At 32.9% G+C, this 19,012-nt stretch carries 16 protein-coding genes; 2 read left to right on the plus strand and 14 right to left on the minus strand.

Annotated features, from left to right (window positions below; all coding sequences use genetic code 11):
• Positions 1-43: 43 nt before the first annotated feature.
• The 14 genes from pyrR to hisG form a co-directional block, all read right to left on the minus strand.
• On the minus strand, positions 44-583 hold the full coding sequence (gene pyrR / locus DG435_RS02700) for a bifunctional pyr operon transcriptional regulator/uracil phosphoribosyltransferase PyrR (protein ID WP_024769330.1): 540 nt from the start codon (positions 581-583) through the stop codon (positions 44-46).
• A gap of 223 nt (positions 584-806) precedes the next feature.
• Positions 807-1,208, minus strand: a complete 402-nt coding sequence (locus DG435_RS02705) for a hypothetical protein (RefSeq protein WP_108840554.1) — start codon at positions 1,206-1,208, stop codon at positions 807-809.
• A gap of 374 nt (positions 1,209-1,582) precedes the next feature.
• Positions 1,583-3,403 (minus strand): 30S ribosomal protein S1, encoded by a 1,821-nt coding sequence (gene rpsA, locus DG435_RS02710; RefSeq protein ID WP_024769328.1) that lies wholly within the window; start codon positions 3,401-3,403, stop codon positions 1,583-1,585.
• A 173-nt stretch (positions 3,404-3,576) separates the two neighbouring features.
• Positions 3,577-5,655, minus strand: a complete 2,079-nt coding sequence (locus DG435_RS02715) for an OmpA family protein (protein ID WP_106794607.1) — start codon at positions 5,653-5,655, stop codon at positions 3,577-3,579.
• Positions 5,656-6,573, minus strand: coding sequence for a type IX secretion system membrane protein PorP/SprF (locus tag DG435_RS02720; RefSeq protein WP_106794606.1), 918 nt, complete (start codon positions 6,571-6,573; stop codon positions 5,656-5,658).
• Positions 6,574-6,577: 4 nt separating this feature from the next.
• The gene (locus DG435_RS02725; RefSeq protein WP_106794605.1) at positions 6,578-9,232 is read right to left on the minus strand and encodes a gliding motility-associated C-terminal domain-containing protein; all 2,655 of its coding nucleotides are present in this window, start codon (positions 9,230-9,232) and stop codon (positions 6,578-6,580) included.
• 293 nt (positions 9,233-9,525) lie between these two features.
• Positions 9,526-10,122 carry a bifunctional phosphoribosyl-AMP cyclohydrolase/phosphoribosyl-ATP diphosphatase HisIE gene (hisIE, locus tag DG435_RS02730; RefSeq protein ID WP_106794604.1) on the minus strand — a complete coding sequence of 199 codons (597 nt, stop codon included), beginning with the start codon at positions 10,120-10,122 and terminating at the stop codon, positions 9,526-9,528.
• A 79-nt stretch (positions 10,123-10,201) separates the two neighbouring features.
• Positions 10,202-10,957, minus strand: coding sequence for an imidazole glycerol phosphate synthase subunit HisF (gene hisF, locus DG435_RS02735; protein ID WP_106794603.1), 756 nt, complete (start codon positions 10,955-10,957; stop codon positions 10,202-10,204).
• Positions 10,958-11,079: 122 nt separating this feature from the next.
• Complete coding sequence (hisA, locus tag DG435_RS02740) at positions 11,080-11,808, minus strand: 1-(5-phosphoribosyl)-5-[(5-phosphoribosylamino)methylideneamino]imidazole-4-carboxamide isomerase (RefSeq protein WP_106794602.1); 729 nt, start codon at positions 11,806-11,808, stop codon at positions 11,080-11,082.
• Positions 11,809-11,865: 57 nt separating this feature from the next.
• Positions 11,866-12,447 (minus strand): imidazole glycerol phosphate synthase subunit HisH, encoded by a 582-nt coding sequence (gene hisH, locus DG435_RS02745; protein WP_106794601.1) that lies wholly within the window; start codon positions 12,445-12,447, stop codon positions 11,866-11,868.
• Positions 12,448-12,520: 73 nt separating this feature from the next.
• Complete coding sequence (gene hisB / locus DG435_RS02750; RefSeq protein WP_106794600.1) at positions 12,521-13,657, minus strand: bifunctional histidinol-phosphatase/imidazoleglycerol-phosphate dehydratase HisB; 1,137 nt, start codon at positions 13,655-13,657, stop codon at positions 12,521-12,523.
• 105 nt (positions 13,658-13,762) lie between these two features.
• Entirely contained in the window at positions 13,763-14,821 is a 1,059-nt protein-coding gene (hisC, locus tag DG435_RS02755) for a histidinol-phosphate transaminase (protein ID WP_106794599.1), read from the minus strand.
• A 62-nt stretch (positions 14,822-14,883) separates the two neighbouring features.
• Positions 14,884-16,167, minus strand: coding sequence for a histidinol dehydrogenase (gene hisD, locus DG435_RS02760; protein WP_106794598.1), 1,284 nt, complete (start codon positions 16,165-16,167; stop codon positions 14,884-14,886).
• A gap of 41 nt (positions 16,168-16,208) precedes the next feature.
• Positions 16,209-17,066, minus strand: a complete 858-nt coding sequence (gene hisG / locus DG435_RS02765) for an ATP phosphoribosyltransferase (RefSeq protein ID WP_106794597.1) — start codon at positions 17,064-17,066, stop codon at positions 16,209-16,211.
• A gap of 344 nt (positions 17,067-17,410) precedes the next feature.
• On the opposite strand from hisG, the gene DG435_RS02770 reads away from it, so the two are divergent.
• Together DG435_RS02770 and DG435_RS02775 are read left to right on the plus strand one after the other, a co-directional pair.
• Positions 17,411-18,334, plus strand: a complete 924-nt coding sequence (locus tag DG435_RS02770) for an OmpA family protein (protein WP_106794596.1) — start codon at positions 17,411-17,413, stop codon at positions 18,332-18,334.
• Between the two features lie 13 nt (positions 18,335-18,347).
• Entirely contained in the window at positions 18,348-18,857 is a 510-nt protein-coding gene (locus tag DG435_RS02775; RefSeq protein WP_106794595.1) for a hypothetical protein, read from the plus strand.
• The last annotated feature ends 155 nt before the right edge of the window (positions 18,858-19,012 follow it).

A 19,012-nucleotide genomic window follows, 5' to 3' on the forward strand; every position in this document is an offset into this window, starting at 1 on the left:
TCTTAATTTATAATTTTAAATAAAACAATCTTATTCAGAGATCTTAATTTCCTATCAAATACACGGCATCTTTACCATCATTTTCTTCCCAATCTACTTTCACCTTTTCTTGATTTATAGCATCTACCTGGCGACCTCTATAATTAGGTTGTATCGGTAAATGTCTACTAAAACGTCTGTCAATTAGTGTTAGTAGTTCAATTTCTTGTGGTCTTCCAAAGGACTGTACAGCTGTCAAAGCTGCCCTAATACTTCGCCCTGTATATAATACATCATCAATAAATACAATTCGCTTATCTTCTACTACAAAATCAATATGGGTTTTATTAGCCTCAAGAATTTTTTCTCCTCTCCTAAAATCATCTCTATAAAATGTAATATCAAGGTAACCTAATTTGATATCTGTTACCATATAATGATCTACCAAAATTTTCTTGATACGATCAGCTAAAAAGGCTCCTCTGGGTTGAATCCCAATTAAAACAGTATCTCTAAAATGCGTGTGATTTTCAATTAATTGACAAGCCAAACGGTGCAGAATTATATCAATCTCTTTCGCACTAAGTAGTAATTTTTGACTCATAATCTCCAAATGGATATCTGGAATACAAAAGTAGTGAAATTTTGGAACTATACAATTCAATTTCTAAATAACATACTATAGAAAATCTACTTTACAGAAAACATATTACCGTAAATTAATAGTTCTAAATTTATAGTATATAAAAAAGAGATCTCTTCTACATTATAAGCTACAAAAAAAGACGTAATTATTAAATTACGCCTTTTTAAAATAATTATTTACGTTACATTCCCCCAGCTAATAGTACAAACGAGTTTTTAGACACTGGAGATACTTCATAATTCTTAATATCTTCAATAGTCTTTACATATTTTTCAGCTTCCAAGAATGCCGTTTCCAAAGCACTCAAATTAGAGTTTTCTTTTACAACAATAGTTTTAGACATAATACCGCCATCTGTATACTCTATCGTTATTTTCCATTTTTTGATAGAGTGAAAACTTTTATTCTTAGCTGTTTTTTTATTTTTTTTATTTTTTGGCTCTGTATCTAAATTCTTTTCTACAGATGTTATAATTGGTTTATCATTTACTACAACTGCCAGTCTATTTGTTTCTTTGGCATTTGCGTGAATGATTATTAAGAAATTTAATACAAATATGATTGCCCTGTTTATATTTTTCATTTTAAAAAACGTTTATGATTTTGTACAATGCAAATATCAGGAAGCTTCACTCTGTATACTATACTACTATTAGTGAAAATAGCCTCCCATTTTTCAGGGATGTAAAACTTTACAATTCAGTCAAGCCAACACATTATCACATAGTTATATCATTGTATTATGATTACAAATCAAGTCATTTTTCATCAGAGAACATGTCAAAAAACCCAGTTATAATCATGGTCACGAGGTATGCTAATAAAATAGAGTTCTAATTTTGAGCAGAATAAACTCAAAGTAGGGGAAAGTAAAAACAACACTGTATCCAGTGTATTTATAAAAACAAAAGGCCGTTCATAAGAACGGCCTTTGCTATATTAAAAAATGTTGAGAAACTAGTTCCCTCCTTTTTCCATTTTAGCTTTAAGATCTGCTAAAGCATCGATATCACCAAGCGTTGTTTTTTCTGCTGAACCTGTAGCAGCTTTCTTCGCAGCTTGTTTAACGATCTTAGCTTCTTCTTCTTTGAATAAAGCTGTATGAGAAGCAACCACTCTCTTGAATTCTTTATTGAACTCAATAATTTGGAATTCTGCTTCATCACCTTTCTTAAGTTTGCTTCCATCTTCTTTTTCAAGATGACGAGATGGTACAAAAGCAACTACATCTTCATTGAAATCTATAGTAGCACCTTTGTCTACGATTTCACCGATTGTTGCAGTATGCTTAGTTCCTAAAGCAAATTCACCTTCATATTTATCCCAAGGATTATCTTCTGTTTGCTTATGACCAAGACTTAACTTACGTCCTTCTACATCTAGTTCAAGAACAATCACATCAAGTTTATCACTTACATTAGTAAAGTCTGATGGGTGTTTGATTTTCTTAGTCCATGAAAGATCTGAGATATAAATTAAACCATCAATACCTTCTTCTAATTCTACGAATACACCAAAATTAGTGAAGTTACGAACAATACCATTATGCTTAGATCCAACAGGATATTTAGTTGTAATATCAGTCCATGGATCTGGAGTCAATTGCTTGATACCAAGAGACATCTTACGTTCTTCTCTATCCAAGGTAAGAATTACTGCTTCTACCTGATCACCTACTTTTACGAAATCTTGTGCAGAACGTAAATGTGTAGACCAAGACATTTCAGATACGTGAATTAATCCTTCTACTCCTTCTTCAACTTCAATAAAAGCACCGTAATCAGCAATTACAACAACTTTACCTTTAACTTTATCACCTACTTTAAGTTCTTTATCAAGAGCTTCCCATGGGTGTGGTTTTAATTGCTTAAGACCTAATTGAATACGAGTCTTAGCCTCATCAAAGTCTAAGATAACTACATTCAACTTCTGATCAAGTTCAACGATCTCATTTGGATGGTTGATTCTAGACCAAGAAAGATCTGTAATATGAACTAATCCATCAACTCCTCCAAGATCAACAAATACACCATAAGAAGTAACATTCTTAACAGTACCTTCTAATACTTGACCTTTTTCTAATTGACCAATAATTTCTTTTTTCTGCTCTTCGATATCTGCTTCGATAAGCGCTTTATGAGATACAACAACGTTTTTGAATTCGTGGTTTATTTTCACCACTTTAAATTCCATTGTTTTTCCTACATACGCATCATAATCACGAATTGGTTTCACATCGATTTGAGAACCTGGTAAGAAAGCTTCAATACCAAATACATCTACGATCATACCTCCTTTGGTTCTACATTTCACAAAACCATTTACGATTTCACCTGTATCATGAGCACTATTTACTCTATCCCATGCTTTAATCACACGAGCTTTACGGTGAGATAAGATTAATTGACCTGTTGCATCTTCACGCACATCAATTAAAACCTCTACCTTGTCTCCTACTTTAAGATCTGGGTTATAACGAAATTCATTTAGTGAGATAACACCTTCACTTTTGGCATTGATATCAATAATAGCATCACGATCAGTGATGTTAATTACTGTTCCGTCTACTACCTCATCGTTTAGGGTATCCACAAAATTCTCGGCAACTAACTTTTCAAACTCTTCAAGTTTTGAATCAGCGATAGGATCTATCCCTTCTTCGTAGTTATGCCAGTTAAAATCTTTTAGGAATTGTTCAGGGTTTGCTTGTTGTGGAGTTTCAGCTACTGCTTTCTTCTCTACTTCCTGAACGTCTGTGTTTTTTGTTTCTTCAGACATTGAAGATAAAATTTGTATCCTGTATATTATTGAGAATCAAGACGAAAATTATACAGAAGTATTAATTAAATTAAACTATGTCCTTTTTAATCCTCTTATTCGCTAAAAAGGAGTGCAAAAGTACAATTTAATTTATTAGAAAACAAAAGATTATAATACGTTTCAATAAATTATTAATACTTAATAATTTCGAATTCACTCCTCCTATTGGTTTGATGATCTTCTTCTGTACATACTTTACTATCACAGTCAATTAGAGGTTGTGATTCACCAAATCCAACAAACTGCATTCTCCTTGCATTAACATACCCTACCAAAGCGAGGTAATTACGTGTAGATTCAGCTCTTTTTGCTGATAAAACCTGATTATATGATTCTGTACCCCTACTATCTGTATGGGAACTTATATTAATATAAACCGTCTTATATCGTTCTAATTTTGCGGCAAGTTTATCCAGCACTTTTTTAGAATCAGCTCTAATATTCCATTTATCATAATCAAAATAAATTGGCGGCATATCAAAATAGAGTTTTCCATTCTTTTCTATAACCGGCGGACCATCTTTATCGGCTAGAAGGATTTCTCTTAGTCTTGTTTTGGTTATTTCTTCTTTTTTACGCTCTGTATTAGATTCACTAGTTCTAGTACGCTCATTGATATTAGTACTGTCACTGGATTGTATTCTGTTTTCATCATCTGTTACTGCAATATCCTTTTCTCTATCCAAATAAATAACGTAGGTTTCTTCATCTCTCTCCTTAACCATCAATGGTTGGGTTCTGGTTTTATACTTATTTGCAGAAGCTTTAAAGTTATATCTCCCAGGAAATACCTTTAGATCAAAAGCTGCAATAGAATCTAATTGACTCTCATACACCTTTACGTTATCGTTATTATACAAAACAACATCTGAATTGGCAATATAATTATCGGTTGCAAAATCCCGGACTTCAAAACGTGTTCTATATTCGCGCGGAAAAATATCTCCAATCTGAGAAAAGGTATAAATATCATCTCCTGCTTTTTTTCGGTTTGATGCAAAAAAACCATCTGTCTCGTTATAATAAGTTATAGAAAAATCATCGTAGCTAGAGTTAATTGGTGCTCCTAGATTAACGGGTCTGATTAGTTTTTCTCTTCGTAGTTCTGAAACAAATATATCCATCATACCCAACCCTAAATGTCCATTTGAAGAAAAAAACAAATGACCCTTTTCTGAAATAAATGGAAACTGCTCTCGATTTTCGGTGTTAATCGTTGGTCCCAAATTAGTTGGTTTCCCATATGTACCATCTTGATTTACAGCAACAAAATAAATATCAAAATCTCCATATCCTCCAGGCATATTTGAACTAAAATATAACATATCTCCATTTGCATTTAATGATGGATGCTCAACAGAGTAGTTTACATCATTAAATTCTAATTTCTCAGGTTTACCCCACTTACCATCAATCTTAATGGCCTTATATAAATGAATAGCGTTATTATTAATACTATCAAATTTCTTTTTTCCTTTTTCAGAATTACTTTTAGACAAGTAGATTGTATTGCCGTCGGCAGTAAAACAAAAATTCCCTTCATGAAGTTTTGAATTAATTTCTTTTGAAATAGTTTCAATTTCAGAAACAGGTTTATTATTCTGATCCACTTTTACTTTATAAATATCCAAAAACGGGCGATGTGTCCATCTATAGTTTTTATCCAAAGGACTATAAGGGCGTCTATCCGTAGTGAAATAAAGAATACTATCTCTTTTAATAGCTCCAAACTCAGAAGCTTCTGAGTTAAAATCAGCACTTGCTATAGCATAATCATCATCTTTTAATTTAAAATCCTCTATTGTAGAAATCGCATCAGAGGCACTAAAATCTCTCACGGTATTGTTTGACTTGTATATAGAAAGGTATTCTACAGATTTTTCATATTCTCCTAATGCAGAAAGCACCTGATACATCATAAAATTATACTGATTGTGATACGTTTTATCTTTATCATAAAATTTACCCGAAGTTAATATCTTTAGATATCGATAAGCTTTTCTAAATTGAAAAGTATTATAGTATGATGTGGTAATATTTTTAAGGATATGTTTTGTATATCCTTCCTGATTTAACTCTTCTTCATATTGCAGTGCAGCATTTATATAATCTCCTTTTTCAAAAAAACGATCTGCTCTGTTTTTTTGTTGTGAAAAGGCAAACTGAGCAATCAGTACAGTTATTATCAATAATATCTTAGCTTTTATCATCTAGAAAAATCTTGGAGAGGAATATTTATTACTAAACTTAAGAAGATCAAAATTGAATAGTATTACAATTTCATGACTTCCATTATTATAACCACTTAAATCACTAACACTAAAATCATAGGAATATCCAACTTTTAGGTTTTTTGTAATATTAAACCCCGCCAAAGCAATAAAAGAGTCCGTATATCGATAAGATACCCCTAATTCGAATTTATCATAAATCAATGAGTTTAGAGAAAGGTCAAAGGTTAAAGGAGAATCTACAACCTGTTTGATAACCATTGAAGGTTTTAATTTTACTTCATCTATAAAATCAAAAACATAACCTGCTATACCATATATATGCGTTTTTGTTTGTGCAACACCTATACCATCAATATCTATATCGCTAGGAAGTAAATTTGGCGAAGATATACCTGCGTAAAAATTATTAGTAAATAAATACAAGCCTGCTCCAATATTTAATTGTGTAGTAGATGTATTATCTGCAAACGCAGGATCATTAGCTACATCAGAACCAGAAGGGTCAATTTTAAAATTATTGATACCTGCTTTTAGTCCGTATGACAATCGGGTCTGATCAGAAATTCTTGTGATATACGCAAAATCAACATTTATATAATCATTATTAACCGGGATAGCATCTCCTATCCTATCGTTTACATAATTTACACTAAGCTCAATTTTTTCACTCATAGGGATATTAGCAAATATATTGGCTGTTTGTGGGGCTCCTTCAATACCTGTCCATTGTCTCCTGTATAACAACCCGGTCGAAATTAATCCATTTTGACCTGTAGCATATGCGGGATTAACCGTACTCATATTATACATATATTGAGAATATTGTGGTTCCTGCTGAGCATAGATCATCGAGCAGAAAATTATTGACATTACAAAAACTAACTTCAATTTCATTGGTTTATCTGCTTAGGTAAAAACTTCCTTGTATAGGTAAATTATTTTCAAAGTTTGGAACAAAAACAAAAAAGTATGTTCCCGAAGGAAGATCATCTCCTAGCTGTACTGACACATTGCTTTCTCCTCTAAATTCTTCTGTATTAATATTTCCTTCATAGACAAGGCTACCGTATCTATTGTATATTTTTAAATCAAAATCCGGAAATGCTTCTGGGATATTATATACCTCTTCTATCAACAAATCAAAAGTATCATTCTGACTATCACCGTTTGGTGATACTCCATCCTGAAAATCAAGAGTACATAATTCTCCATTTGCAAACCTCTCCCCGGTATTTAATATATTTATCAAAACTTCAAGACGTTCGGATTCACAATTATTTGCATCAATCGCAGCAATATAATATACCTGGTTATCAAAAAGTAAAGGATTATCAATAATAGGAATTTCACTTTCTAATGTGGCATACCAGTTATAGTTTAGAACATCAACTTCAATATCTTCTAATCTGGAGGCATCAAGAATACAAAATTCCTGAGGGGGTACGTTAGGAATTGGTAAATCTATGATTTGTATTGCTACATTTAAAGAAGATTGATCACAGGGTAACGTATTTGCTATTACATATCTAAAATTATAAATATTGTTTGTTAATGTCTCGAACTCTACTACTCCATCTGCACTTAACGCACCCGTATTATCGGTATCTTCAAAAACTCCAGTACGTGGGGTATCTCTGTCTAAAAGTGAATACAAACTTACCCTACCATCTATTTTACAGAACGTTTCACTTCGATCATTACCAATTTCTACCGGTTCGACAATGGTAATAGTTACTGTAGATTGATCTGGTGTAGAACACCCTGGATTACCAGGTACCACATATATATAATCTCCTGCTCCCAAAACCGGCAGCAAAACATTACTAGAATCAAAAACACCTAAATGATCTGGTGAAGTATATCCAAAAGGCCCCGCCCAAGTTCCCGTTGTAGCTGGGTTTCCTCCTAAAAGATCAAAAAGTGTGATCGTTAAATCGTCTGAGCAGAGTGTTCTACTTGCATCCTCTCCTGCATTAGGTAATTTGTTAACTGTAAATGTTAAATCTGCACTATCAACACATCCATTTATAGTATTTGTTGTGTATGTAAATGCAAATGTTTGTGAGCTATTACTATTTGGAAAAACAAATGTGTTATCAATTACATCTCCAGCTGTATTTGTCCAAACGCCTGTAGTTACGACTGTATTACCGTTAGTTCTTAATAAGCTTCTAAGATTTACTTGCCTTTGAGATTCACACAAACTAATATCTTTTGTATCTTCTCCGGCATAGTCAAATCCAAATATTTGAATTTCTACTCTGGCAGTCATAACATCACAAGGGTGTTCACAATAAAAGCTGGCTAATGGATTAGTCTCATAGGGATCACAAATAGAATCAGGATCACTATTAATATTTGGGCTCACTGCATATTCAAAAATATAAGTCCCAGGTTCTGCTCCAAAAGTACTTACAGTTCCTCTATGTGTATAAGGGTTTGCTGGGTTTGTAGGTGATAAAACAGCTAGCCCTAAATCGGAGGAGCCTGAAACCAAACGCCAATTTGTATTTTTATCACTAGGATATTCGAATGGTATACCATTTTCTGTAGTGAATTCTAGCAAATTATATAAATCTATTTCTCCTGGAATATTATTACATATTTGAAAAGGAGGATTACGTTGGTTAAATGGCCTAAGTTGTTCATAAAACGCAAAAGTAACTTTCGTAGTTTTATCACTACACACCGCAGAACGTTGCTCTACACTATAAACGAAATCAAACTTTTCTACTCCAAAACGTAAATTATTACCATTATCAATAAGGTTATCATAAATCGCTCTCAAATTAACCATCGAATCCTGCGAATTACTAATTTGTCCAGTAGGTTCTGGCAACCATATTCCTTCAATATCTTCATCAGATAAATATAGATCATTTGTTAAATCTATATCGGCATCATATACTCCTGCTAACAAATCATCTTCGCAAATATTTATTCGATCCGAGGATCCCGAATCCACCTGTCTTACCATTGCTACTCGAACGGTAGTTTGCTGTGGTGGAGAACATCCTGCAATACCAGAAACAGTATATGTCAATTCGAAAACTTCCTGATCCACTAAAGGCACTCCAGCCTGGTAAGGTATTTCAACCATAAGAAAACCATCATTATTAACACTTATAAAACTACTACTGGAACCATTGTAAGTCCATTCCCCATTCAAATGTGGAGATGGTGTATTCTTATCTAATGCAAACGCACTAAATAAATCAAAACCAATAAGATCACAACCTTGAGCATTTACATTAAGTGGTCCTGATGGAGGAAGTGCTACGCCAGAATATGGACCCAAAACTAATTTTGCTGTCCTAACAGGAACATCTCCGCAAGTTCCATTCTTCAATTCGAAAAAATAATCATCTTGTGTAACTATTGTGGTCGCTCTTTTTAATTCCCACATAAATAAATTACCCGTTGCAGCATCGAATGCTGAAACAAATTTTGGATCTATAGTCCATGTTCCATCTGCAGGAGTTGTGCCTGTCTCTGTATATATATTGATAATCCCATCAGGTCCATCAACTCCATCGAAGTCTATATTTTCCATATCGCACTTTTCAATGGTGATTAGACCTAGATCACATTGCGAATGTATTCTCTGCGTAATTAGGGATATGGTAAATAATAGAAATAGTAACTTGCTAGTATATTTCAAAATTGGTTTTTATTTAATAAATATTCAACATATAAAATATTTTACTAAAAATATTGATGTAAATCATACAACAAAAAATGCAGATTTCACGAGGGTAGGAAAAATTTAGTTGCAAATATATATATAATTTTTTTGCTTTAAAATCACAATATAAAATAGTTTTGCTACTTCAATTATCTTAAAAATTAAGATCTTGATTTTAAAACTCCTACAATATCTTTTAACTCATACCCTTTTGCCTGTAACAGTATCAAATAGTGAAATAACAGGTCTGCACTTTCGTTTAAAAACAATTCTTCATTATCATCTTTTGCCTCTATAACTACTTCAACAGCTTCTTCCCCTACTTTTTGTGCTACTTTATTAATTCCTTTCCTAAATAACGATGACACATATGATTTCTCATCCTCCTGATTTTCTTTTCGAGTTCTAATTACATCTTCAAGATCAGACAAAAAACCATACGATTGTTTATTATCTTCGTTCCAACAGGTATCTGATCCTTTATGACAAGTTGGACCTATAGGATTCACTGTAATCAAAAGGGTATCATTATCGCAATCATTCTTTATGTCTACAACATTCAAAATGTTACCACTTTCTTCTCCTTTTGTCCATAATCTATTTTTGGTGCGACTAAAAAAAGTGGCTTTTTTTGTTTCTACTGTTGCATTATATGCTTCTTGATTCATATATCCGAGCATTAATACATTCTTAGTCATTGCATCCTGAATGATAGCCGGAATAAGTCCGTTGCTATTTTTATTGAAGTTTATTTCCATAATCTAAAACACTTCGATGAGTTTAACACGATATTAAAATTTTGATATCGTTAGTTTTGATCTATCAAAGATTCTTTTTTTATAACCTTACAGGGATATTATTATCCTGTAATTTCTTTTTTAAATTTTTGATTTCTATTTCCTTAAAATGAAAAACACTTGCTGCTAATGCTGCATCTGCTCTACCCTCTTTAAATGTATCCACAAAATGTTGAACGTTTCCTGCTCCACCAGAAGCAATTATAGGAATATTTAACTCTTTTGATAGTATAGATAATGCTTCATTTGCAAATCCATCTTTGGTGCCATCATTATCCATAGATGTAAATAGTATCTCTCCTGCTCCTCGTTTTTCTACTTCTTTTGCCCAATCAAACAAATCCAATTCTGTTGGCACTTTACCTCCTACTAAGTGTACTATCCATTTACCATCGATTTGTTTTGCATCTATAGCCACAGTAATGCATTGTGATCCGAATTTTCCCGCCAGATCGTTAATCAATTGTGGATTCTTTACCGCAGATGAATTTATAGATACTTTATCGGCTCCATTTTGCAATAAAACATTTACATCTTCGACAGATGAAATCCCTCCCCCTACGGTAAAAGGAATATTTACTTTTTCTGCTACTTTAAGTACTAATTCTGCTAATGTTTTACGACGTTCTTCTGTTGCAGAGATGTCCAAAAACACTAATTCATCGGCACCTGCTTTTGAATATGCATCAGCAAGTTCTACAGGATCACCCGCATCTCGCAGATCTACAAAATTGACTCCTTTTACGGTTCGGCCGTTTTTGATATCTAAACATGGTATAATTCTCTTTGTTAACATAATCATTCTTTTTTTACTCAAATACGAGTTCTGTACGCTACTATCCCTTATTTACTATAGACTTTAATTTTTCAAAAAGTTGCTTTTAAGTACGCTCTTTAGCCATCTCTTGATTCATTTTTTTATGCTTTTGATAAGATGTATTCTTCTAATTGTTTCAGACTAATTCTGTTTTCATAAATCGCTTTTCCAATGATAGTTCCTTCACAACCAAGTTCTGCCAGTTTTGGTAATTCATCAAAGGTAGATATTCCTCCTGATGCTATTAATTTAAGGTTATCTGCTTGAGATAGAATCCTATGATACAGCTCAAATGAAGGCCCTTGGAGCATTCCGTCTTTACTAATATCAGTACAAATCACATAGGTTATCCCTTCTTTCTGATACTCCTGGATAAATGGAATCAACTCTTTATCACTTTCTTCCTGCCACCCACTTACTGCTATCTTTTCATTATTTGCATCTGCTCCTAAAATAATCTTATCTGTTCCGAATTTTTGTAACCAGGATGTAAAAATGCTGGGGTCCTTTACTGCAATACTTCCTCCTGTAATTTGATTTGCTCCACTCTCAAAAGCAATTCTAAGATCATCATCGGTCTTAAGGCCACCTCCAAAATCAATTTTCAAGCTTGTTCTTGAGGCTATTTGTTCTAAAACTTTATGATTGACTATATGTTTAGATTTTGCTCCATCAAGGTCAACTAAGTGTAAGTATTCGATTCCATGAGCTTCAAACTCCTTAGCTACTTCTAATGGGTTTTCATTATATATTTTTTTTGTGTTATAATCTCCCTTAGAAAGACGAACACATTTTCCTTCGATAATATCTATTGCTGGTATTATTCTCATAGTTTTTGTTATCATAAGTAATGCTACTTTACTTTTTTTTACAAGGTTCCTTGTTAGTTACAGTTTCAGAAAATTCTCTAATATCTTCTCTCCTACAACACTACTTTTCTCTGGGTGAAACTGAGTTGCATAAAAGTTATCTTTCTGCAGAGCTGTACTATACGTTACCCCATAATGAGTTTGTGCAACTGTATCTTCTGTAACTGGTGCATAATAACTGTGTACTAAATAGATATATTCTTTTTCTAAGATCCCTTCAAACAAAGGTGAATCGAGAGATTCTATCTGGTTCCAACCTATCTGAGGTACTTTTACTTCATTGTTGAATCGTACGACATCGACATCAAAAATCTGTAATCCTCTAGTATTTCCTTCTTCTGTATAATTACACATTAATTGCATCCCCAGACAAATTCCTAAAACCGGTTGTTCTAGTTCTGGAATCAAGCCATCTAATCCAGAATCTCTAAGTTTTTGCATTGCACTACTAGCTTCTCCTACTCCAGGGAAGATAATTTTATCTGCTGCTTTGATTTCTTCAGGATCATTACTTAATATCGCTTCATACCCTAATCGTTGTATTGCGAACTTTATAGATTGGATATTCCCTGCTCCGTAATTGATAATTACAATTTTCACTTTATATTTTAGATTTATGATTTCAGATGTACAATTTTAAATTGATAATTCTTCAATCTTAATTCGCAATTAACTATAACACTCCTTTAGTACTAGGTAAGACCATTTTATCAGGATCACGTTTTACTGCAACTTTAATAGCTTTGGCAAAAGCTTTAAAAATAGCTTCAATTTTATGATGCTCATTAGTACCTTCTGCTTTTACATTGAGATTTGCTTTAGCTCCATCGGTAAACGATTTAAAAAAGTGAAAAAACATTTCTGTTGGCATTTTACCTATCATTTCACGGTTAAATTCTGCTTCCCATACCAGCCAATTACGACCTCCAAAATCAATAGCTACTTGCGCCAAACAATCATCCATTGGTAAACAAAAGCCATAACGTTCGATTCCCAATTTGTTATCCAGAGCTTTACTAAATACTTCTCCTAATGCTATCGCTGTATCCTCGATAGTATGGTGTTCATCAACTTCTAAGTCTCCTTTTACTTTTATATCCAAATCCATTTGACCATGGCGAGCAATTTGGTCCAACATATGATCAAAAAAATCTAATCCTGTACTAATATTGCTTTTACCGGTACCATCAAGATTTAATTTGATGTAAATATCGGTTTCATTGGTTTTTCGGGAAATTTCGGCAACTCGATCTTTTAGTTTAAGAAATTCATATATTTTTTGCCAGTCATTGCTCTCCAGAGCAATATGAGTATCTAACTCCTCTCTTTTTATTGTAATCTCTCCTGTTCCCAGGTTGGTATTATCATTAATAAAAACTCCTTTCGCTCCCAGATTTTTAGCCAATTCCATATCAGTTAGACGATCTCCAATTACAAACGAATTTATCAGATCATATTCATCAGAAAAATATTCGGTTAATAAGCCTGTTCCTGGTTTTCTGGTATCAGCATTTTCATGAGGAAAGGTTCTATCAAGAAATACTTTATCGAATACAACCCCTTCATTTTCAAAAGATTTCATAATAAAATTATGCACAGGCCAAAATGTATCTTCAGGAAAGACATCGGTACCCAAACCATCTTGATTGGTAATCATTACCAATTCATAGTTTAACTCCTGAGCAATTTTACCTAAGTACGTAAATGCTTTTGGGTAGAATATCATTTTCTCGAATGCGTCTATCTGCTCATCTGCAGTTTCTTTAATAATCGTACCATCACGATCTATAAATAATACTTTCTTTTTCATAATGTATTAGTGTCTCTAAGTTTAGTTTAGAGTATTTTATTTAATTACTAATATGTTATTTGACTACTTTAATTTTACTTTTATTTAAAAATTTCTGAAATGAGTTCACGATTTCGAAATTGACATAAGTACCTGTATTAGTTTTTCATTTTCTTCTTTGGTACCAACTGTAAACCGGAGTGTATTTTCGCACAAAGGTTGTGTACTTCTATTGCGAACCACAATACCTTCCTTAATTAACTGATCGTATCGTTTATTGGCATCATCTACTCTTACCAAAATAAAATTAGCGTCACTTTTAAATATTTTCTCTACAAAATTTATGGTAGATAAAGCTTCTTCTAATTGAATGCGCCCCTTTATTATAGCAGACACTTCATCTTTAATTTGATCTTCTTCAATAACCCTTTGCAGTGCTCGCTGTTGTGTTAGTTCGTTCACATTATAAGGAGGTTTTATTTTGTTTAAAACATCTATTATTTCTTCCGAAGCATAACAAATCCCTAATCGTATACCTGCCAAGCCGTAAGCTTTGGATAGAGTCTGTGTCACTATAAGGTTTGGGTATCTGAGTATCCCATCCACCCAACTTTTTCTATCGGTAAAATCGATATAAGCTTCATCAATAATTACCAATCCACTAAAACGATCAAGAAGTTCCTCTATTCGTTTTTGTTCAATTAAATTTCCCGAAGGATTATTAGGAGAACAAATAAAAAGTAATTTAGAATCACTATTCTCAGCTGCGAGTATCGCTTCAACATCAGGTTGAAAATTTTCTCCTAACCATACTTGCTGTTCTTCTACATTATTGATATTTGCCAATACTTTATACATCCCATATGTAGGGGGCATTGTAATAATATTGTCGATACCTGGTTCGCAAAATGCTCTAAATATTAGATCTAATACTTCATCGCTACCATTACCCAGAAGTATATTAGTTTCTGAAACTTTTCTTTGGCTTGCTATTATCTTTTTTAAACTTTTCTGTTGTGGATCAGGATATCTATTAACTCCGTTTTCATAAGGATTTTCATTGGCGTCCAAAAAAACCATATCCTGATCAAAATCTGTAAACTCATCTCTTGCCGAACTATACGGTTTTAGATGTAGTATATTCTTGCGAACTAATTGCTTTATATTAAATTGTGTTTTCTTCATTTTTAGTTTATTGTTGTTGGTTAAAGCATCATTGATGATTTCTGACTACTGGTAGCGACCAACTATTTTAAACTCTCTAGTCGTAATGTTACTGCATTTTTATGTGCGTGTAAGCCTTCTGCTTCAGCCATAAGTTCAATTGCTTTGCCTATGTTCTGGATACCTTGTTTTGATATTTTCTGAAATGTCATTGATTTCATAAAGCTGTCCAGATTTACACCACTATATTGTTTTGCATACCCGTTGGTAGGTAATGTATGATTTGTTCCCGAAGCATAATCACCTGCACTTTCTGGTGTATAATTACCAATAAACACAGAACCTGCATTAGTTATATTATCAATATAAAATTCTTCATTTTTCACACATACTATAAAATGTTCTGGGCCATACTCATTGATTAATTCTATAGCTTCCTGATCATCTTCGACACAAATTAATTTAGAATTGGATATTGCTCCTTCTGCAATTTCTTTTCTAGGTAAAATTGCTAATTGTTTGATAACCTCTTCTTCTACTTTATCCATTATTTCTTTGGAAGTAGACACCAAAATTACCTGGCTGTCTTTGCCATGTTCTGCCTGGCTTAACAAATCAGAAGCAACAAACGATGCATTAGCAGTATTATCTGCAACCACGAGTAATTCACTTGGTCCAGCCGGCATATCTATAGCGACATCAAACTTCGTTGCCAGTTGTTTTGCTACTGTTACAAATTGATTACCCGGGCCGAATATTTTATATACAGATGGAATAGTTTCTGTACCAAAAGTCATTCCTGCAATAGCTTGAATTCCTCCTACTTTACATATTTTCGTTACTCCGCAAAGATCGGCTGCATACAAAATAGCTGGATGTATTTTCCCTTCCTTATTTGGAGGTGAGCACAATACTATTTCTTTGCATCCCGCAAGATTAGCGGGAACAGTTAGCATTAAAATCGTAGAAAACAAAGGAGCTGTTCCTCCTGGAATATATAGTCCTACTTTTTGGATTGGTCTTTTCTCTTGCCAGCATTTAACTCCGCTTGTTGTTTCTATAGAAACTTTATCCGTTTTCTGTGCCGCATGAAACTTTTCTATATTAGATTTAGCTAATCGAATTGCATCTTTTAAATCCCGATTTACTTGCCTTTTTGCTTCTTTTATCTCTTCAGAATCCACAAGGATAGTATCAATATCTACCTTATCAAATTTCTTAGTATATCGTTGTATCGCCTGATCACCCTCTGCTTTGACTTCTTTAAAAACAGTAATTACTTTTTCTTCAATATCAGCCACAGTTTGCGTTGGTCTTTTCAATATTTCTGGCCAATTATTTTTATTTGGATTGTATATTTTTTGCATCTCTTCTTAATTTCTGTCTTTACAGAAACACATTAAGTTATTTATAAAACCATTTTTTCAATTGGGCAAACCAAAATTCCTTCTGCTCCTTCTGCTTTTAACTCATCAAGAATATCCCAAAATTTATTTTTCTCTACAACGGTATGAATAGAACTCCATCCTTTTTCTGCCAATGGTAATACTGTAGGACTTCGCATACCAGGTAGTATCTTAACGATATCTTTAATTTTGTGGTTGGGAGCATTAAGTAAGACATATTTAGAATTCCTGGCTTTTAAAACAGCTTTGATTCTAAATTGTAATTTCTCAAGAAGTCTTTTATTATCGTTTGAAATTTTTGGAGACACTGCCAGTACAGCTTCAGAAGTGAGCATTACTTCTACTTCCTTAAGATTATTTTTAAATAATGTACTACCGCTGGATACAATATCACAAATTGCATCTGCCAAACCAATATTCGGTGCGATCTCTACAGATCCCGATATTTGGTGTAATTCTGCAGAAATCCCTTGTTTATCCAAATATTCGCTAACTGTATTTGGGTATGATGTAGCAATTCTTTTTCCATCAAGATCTTTAATGGAATTATATTCAAAATCTTTTGGAACCGCCAGAGAAACTTTACATTTAGAAAAATTGAGTCGTTCTGTAATCGAAATATCTTTTCCTTTTTCTATAAGTACATTCTCTCCTATAATAGCAATATCAACAATACCATCTCTAAGGTATTGAGGTATATCTCCATTTCGTAAAAACATAACTTCCATAGGAAAATTACGAGTTTGAGCTTTTAGTTGATCTTTACCATTATCAATAGAGATACCACAGTCTTTCAGTATTTTTACTGAATCTTCGTTAAGACGCCCACTTTTTTGAATTGCAATTTTAATTTTTGACATTTTTTTGTTGTTGTGCTTGAGCCATTCAAAAACGAGTTTTGCAGAAACAAAAAACCCGTTTGAATTACTCAAACGGGTTTTCATATTATTGTGTTATACACATATCATACCTACCACGCCTGAGCGAAAATGTAAGAATGATGATGATGTACAAATATATTATTCATTGTTTTTTTCTAAATACTCTGCGAATTTATAAAAAATATTTTTACTCAAACGCATTTCAACTTATTTTTTTGCGATTCATCTTTTTTCTATGATTAAATCCATAGAATTTAAAGTCTGCAATAGGTTGATTATAAACATTTTTATAACTTTAAGAAACCAATACTAATCAACAACACATGAAAAATCTTTCCTCTTTTCTTATTTTTCTACTTTTTGCCTGGCTGGCAATATGGTGGTATTACTCTTGTGATTGGTGTACAAAAAGCACTAATAAAAGTATACCTGTGGTAGAACAAAAACCTGATCCAGAATCAGAAGCATTAGCTAAAAAAGCATATGAAGATAGCATTGCAGCAGCAAATAGAACTGTTGGATTATTTGCCAAAGGCCCTCATGGGCAAGATGTATTTAGATATGTTGAAAATTTAAAAATTAATAATACTAACGGAGATGTATTTATTCCTGATCCTCTAAAAGGGTTTAGTCAACAAGTAGCTGATTATTTGGGACAACATCAAGATCAGGAACTCATCGTTTATGGTTATGAGAATTCTTCTGAAAATAGTGATAGTACGCAATTGGGTATCTCTAGAGCTAACTTTATTAAAGATATTTTGGTTAAGACTGGAATTAATACAGATCGTATTGTTACCAAAACGCAATTGAATAATTACACTTATTCTGATGATGGTAACTATACAGGTGGAATACTATTGAATTTTATGACATTAAATGAAGCCAGATTGGCTGAAGTAGAAAAAAGTATAGCCACCAGAACATTACATTCTAATTTTGCTCAAAAAACATTTCAACCAGATGCTACTTTATCTAATTATGCACTAGAGCTCAAAAATTACATCAATAAATATCCCGACAAGTCAGTTGTAATTACCGGACATACAGATAATGTTGGTGAGGAAGAAGCAAACCTCTGGTTTGGACAACAAAGGGCAGATAATGTAAGGGAATATCTTATTTCGCAAGGTATAGCCAAAGATAAAATCATAGCCATATCCAAAGGAGAATCAAGTCCTATCGTTCCAAATGATAGCGAGGAAAACAGAGCAAAAAACAGAAGAATAGAAATAACCGTAAACTAAAAATATTACAACTATGTTAGATTTTTTAAACGAAGCAAATTGGTGGTGCTTATTATTGCTATTGTTCCTGGCATTTTTACTAGGAAGGTTTTTAGCAAAAAGAGCGCTCAAAAAAAAATATAAAAAAGCATTGGATGAGTGTGAAAGAGAAAATGCCATGCTTAAAAATGCAACTAACGAAAAGGCAAATTCGACATTTTCTAATCCCGAAAATGGGATTAAAGCAGTTAAGACACGGGATCATGGAGGAGTAGCTGTTACAAATGGCGGAGAAATGCCTACATTAAATTTTGAAAGTTTTGGTAAAGCAGATGCCTCTCAAAAGGATGATTTAAAGCTAATTAGCGGTGTCGGTCCTTTTATTGAAGAAAAATTAAACAGTATTGGTATCTATACTTTTGATCAAATTAGTAAATTTACCGCAGAAGATATAGATACAGTAACAGCACTTATTCAATTCTTTCCTGGTAGGATTGAAAGAGATAAATGGACAAAACAAGCTGAAAAACTTAAAAATAAGTAGTAACCACTAACCATTTTACTATTTACGTAAGGCCTTCATAATGTATATTATGGAGGCTTTTTTTTACATATAAAATTAAAGTCAAGATATACAACTTATTCAAAAAAAGGAGACTGCCTTTTCAGACAGCCTCCTAAACAAATCACTGTTATAAA

The sequence above is a fragment of the Aquimarina sp. Aq78 genome (assembly GCF_900299525.1).
In the GTDB taxonomy this organism is placed as follows: Bacteria; Bacteroidota; Bacteroidia; order Flavobacteriales; family Flavobacteriaceae; genus Aquimarina.

Bases quoted from the DNA above. Each gene is read 5' to 3' on its own strand.
- pyrR (WP_024769330.1), bottom strand. From the start codon at position 583: ATGAGTCAAAAATTACTACTTAGTGCGAAAGAGATTGATATAATTCTG.
- DG435_RS02705 (WP_108840554.1), bottom strand. From the start codon at position 1,208: ATGAAAAATATAAACAGGGCAATCATATTTGTATTAAATTTCTTAATA.
- rpsA (WP_024769328.1), bottom strand. From the start codon at position 3,403: ATGTCTGAAGAAACAAAAAACACAGACGTTCAGGAAGTAGAGAAGAAA.
- DG435_RS02715 (WP_106794607.1), bottom strand. From the start codon at position 5,655: ATGATAAAAGCTAAGATATTATTGATAATAACTGTACTGATTGCTCAG.
- DG435_RS02720 (WP_106794606.1), bottom strand. From the start codon at position 6,573: ATGAAATTGAAGTTAGTTTTTGTAATGTCAATAATTTTCTGCTCGATG.
- DG435_RS02725 (WP_106794605.1), bottom strand. From the start codon at position 9,232: ATGGAAAATATAGACTTCGATGGAGTTGATGGACCTGATGGGATTATC.
- hisIE (WP_106794604.1), bottom strand. From the start codon at position 10,122: ATGGAAATAAACTTCAATAAAAATAGCAACGGACTTATTCCGGCTATC.
- hisF (WP_106794603.1), bottom strand. From the start codon at position 10,957: ATGTTAACAAAGAGAATTATACCATGTTTAGATATCAAAAACGGCCGA.
- hisA (WP_106794602.1), bottom strand. From the start codon at position 11,808: ATGAGAATAATACCAGCAATAGATATTATCGAAGGAAAATGTGTTCGT.
- hisB (WP_106794600.1), bottom strand. From the start codon at position 13,657: ATGAAAAAGAAAGTATTATTTATAGATCGTGATGGTACGATTATTAAA.
- hisC (WP_106794599.1), bottom strand. From the start codon at position 14,821: ATGAAGAAAACACAATTTAATATAAAGCAATTAGTTCGCAAGAATATA.
- hisD (WP_106794598.1), bottom strand. From the start codon at position 16,167: ATGCAAAAAATATACAATCCAAATAAAAATAATTGGCCAGAAATATTG.
- hisG (WP_106794597.1), bottom strand. From the start codon at position 17,066: ATGTCAAAAATTAAAATTGCAATTCAAAAAAGTGGGCGTCTTAACGAA.
- DG435_RS02770 (WP_106794596.1), top strand. From the start codon at position 17,411: ATGAAAAATCTTTCCTCTTTTCTTATTTTTCTACTTTTTGCCTGGCTG.
- DG435_RS02775 (WP_106794595.1), top strand. From the start codon at position 18,348: ATGTTAGATTTTTTAAACGAAGCAAATTGGTGGTGCTTATTATTGCTA.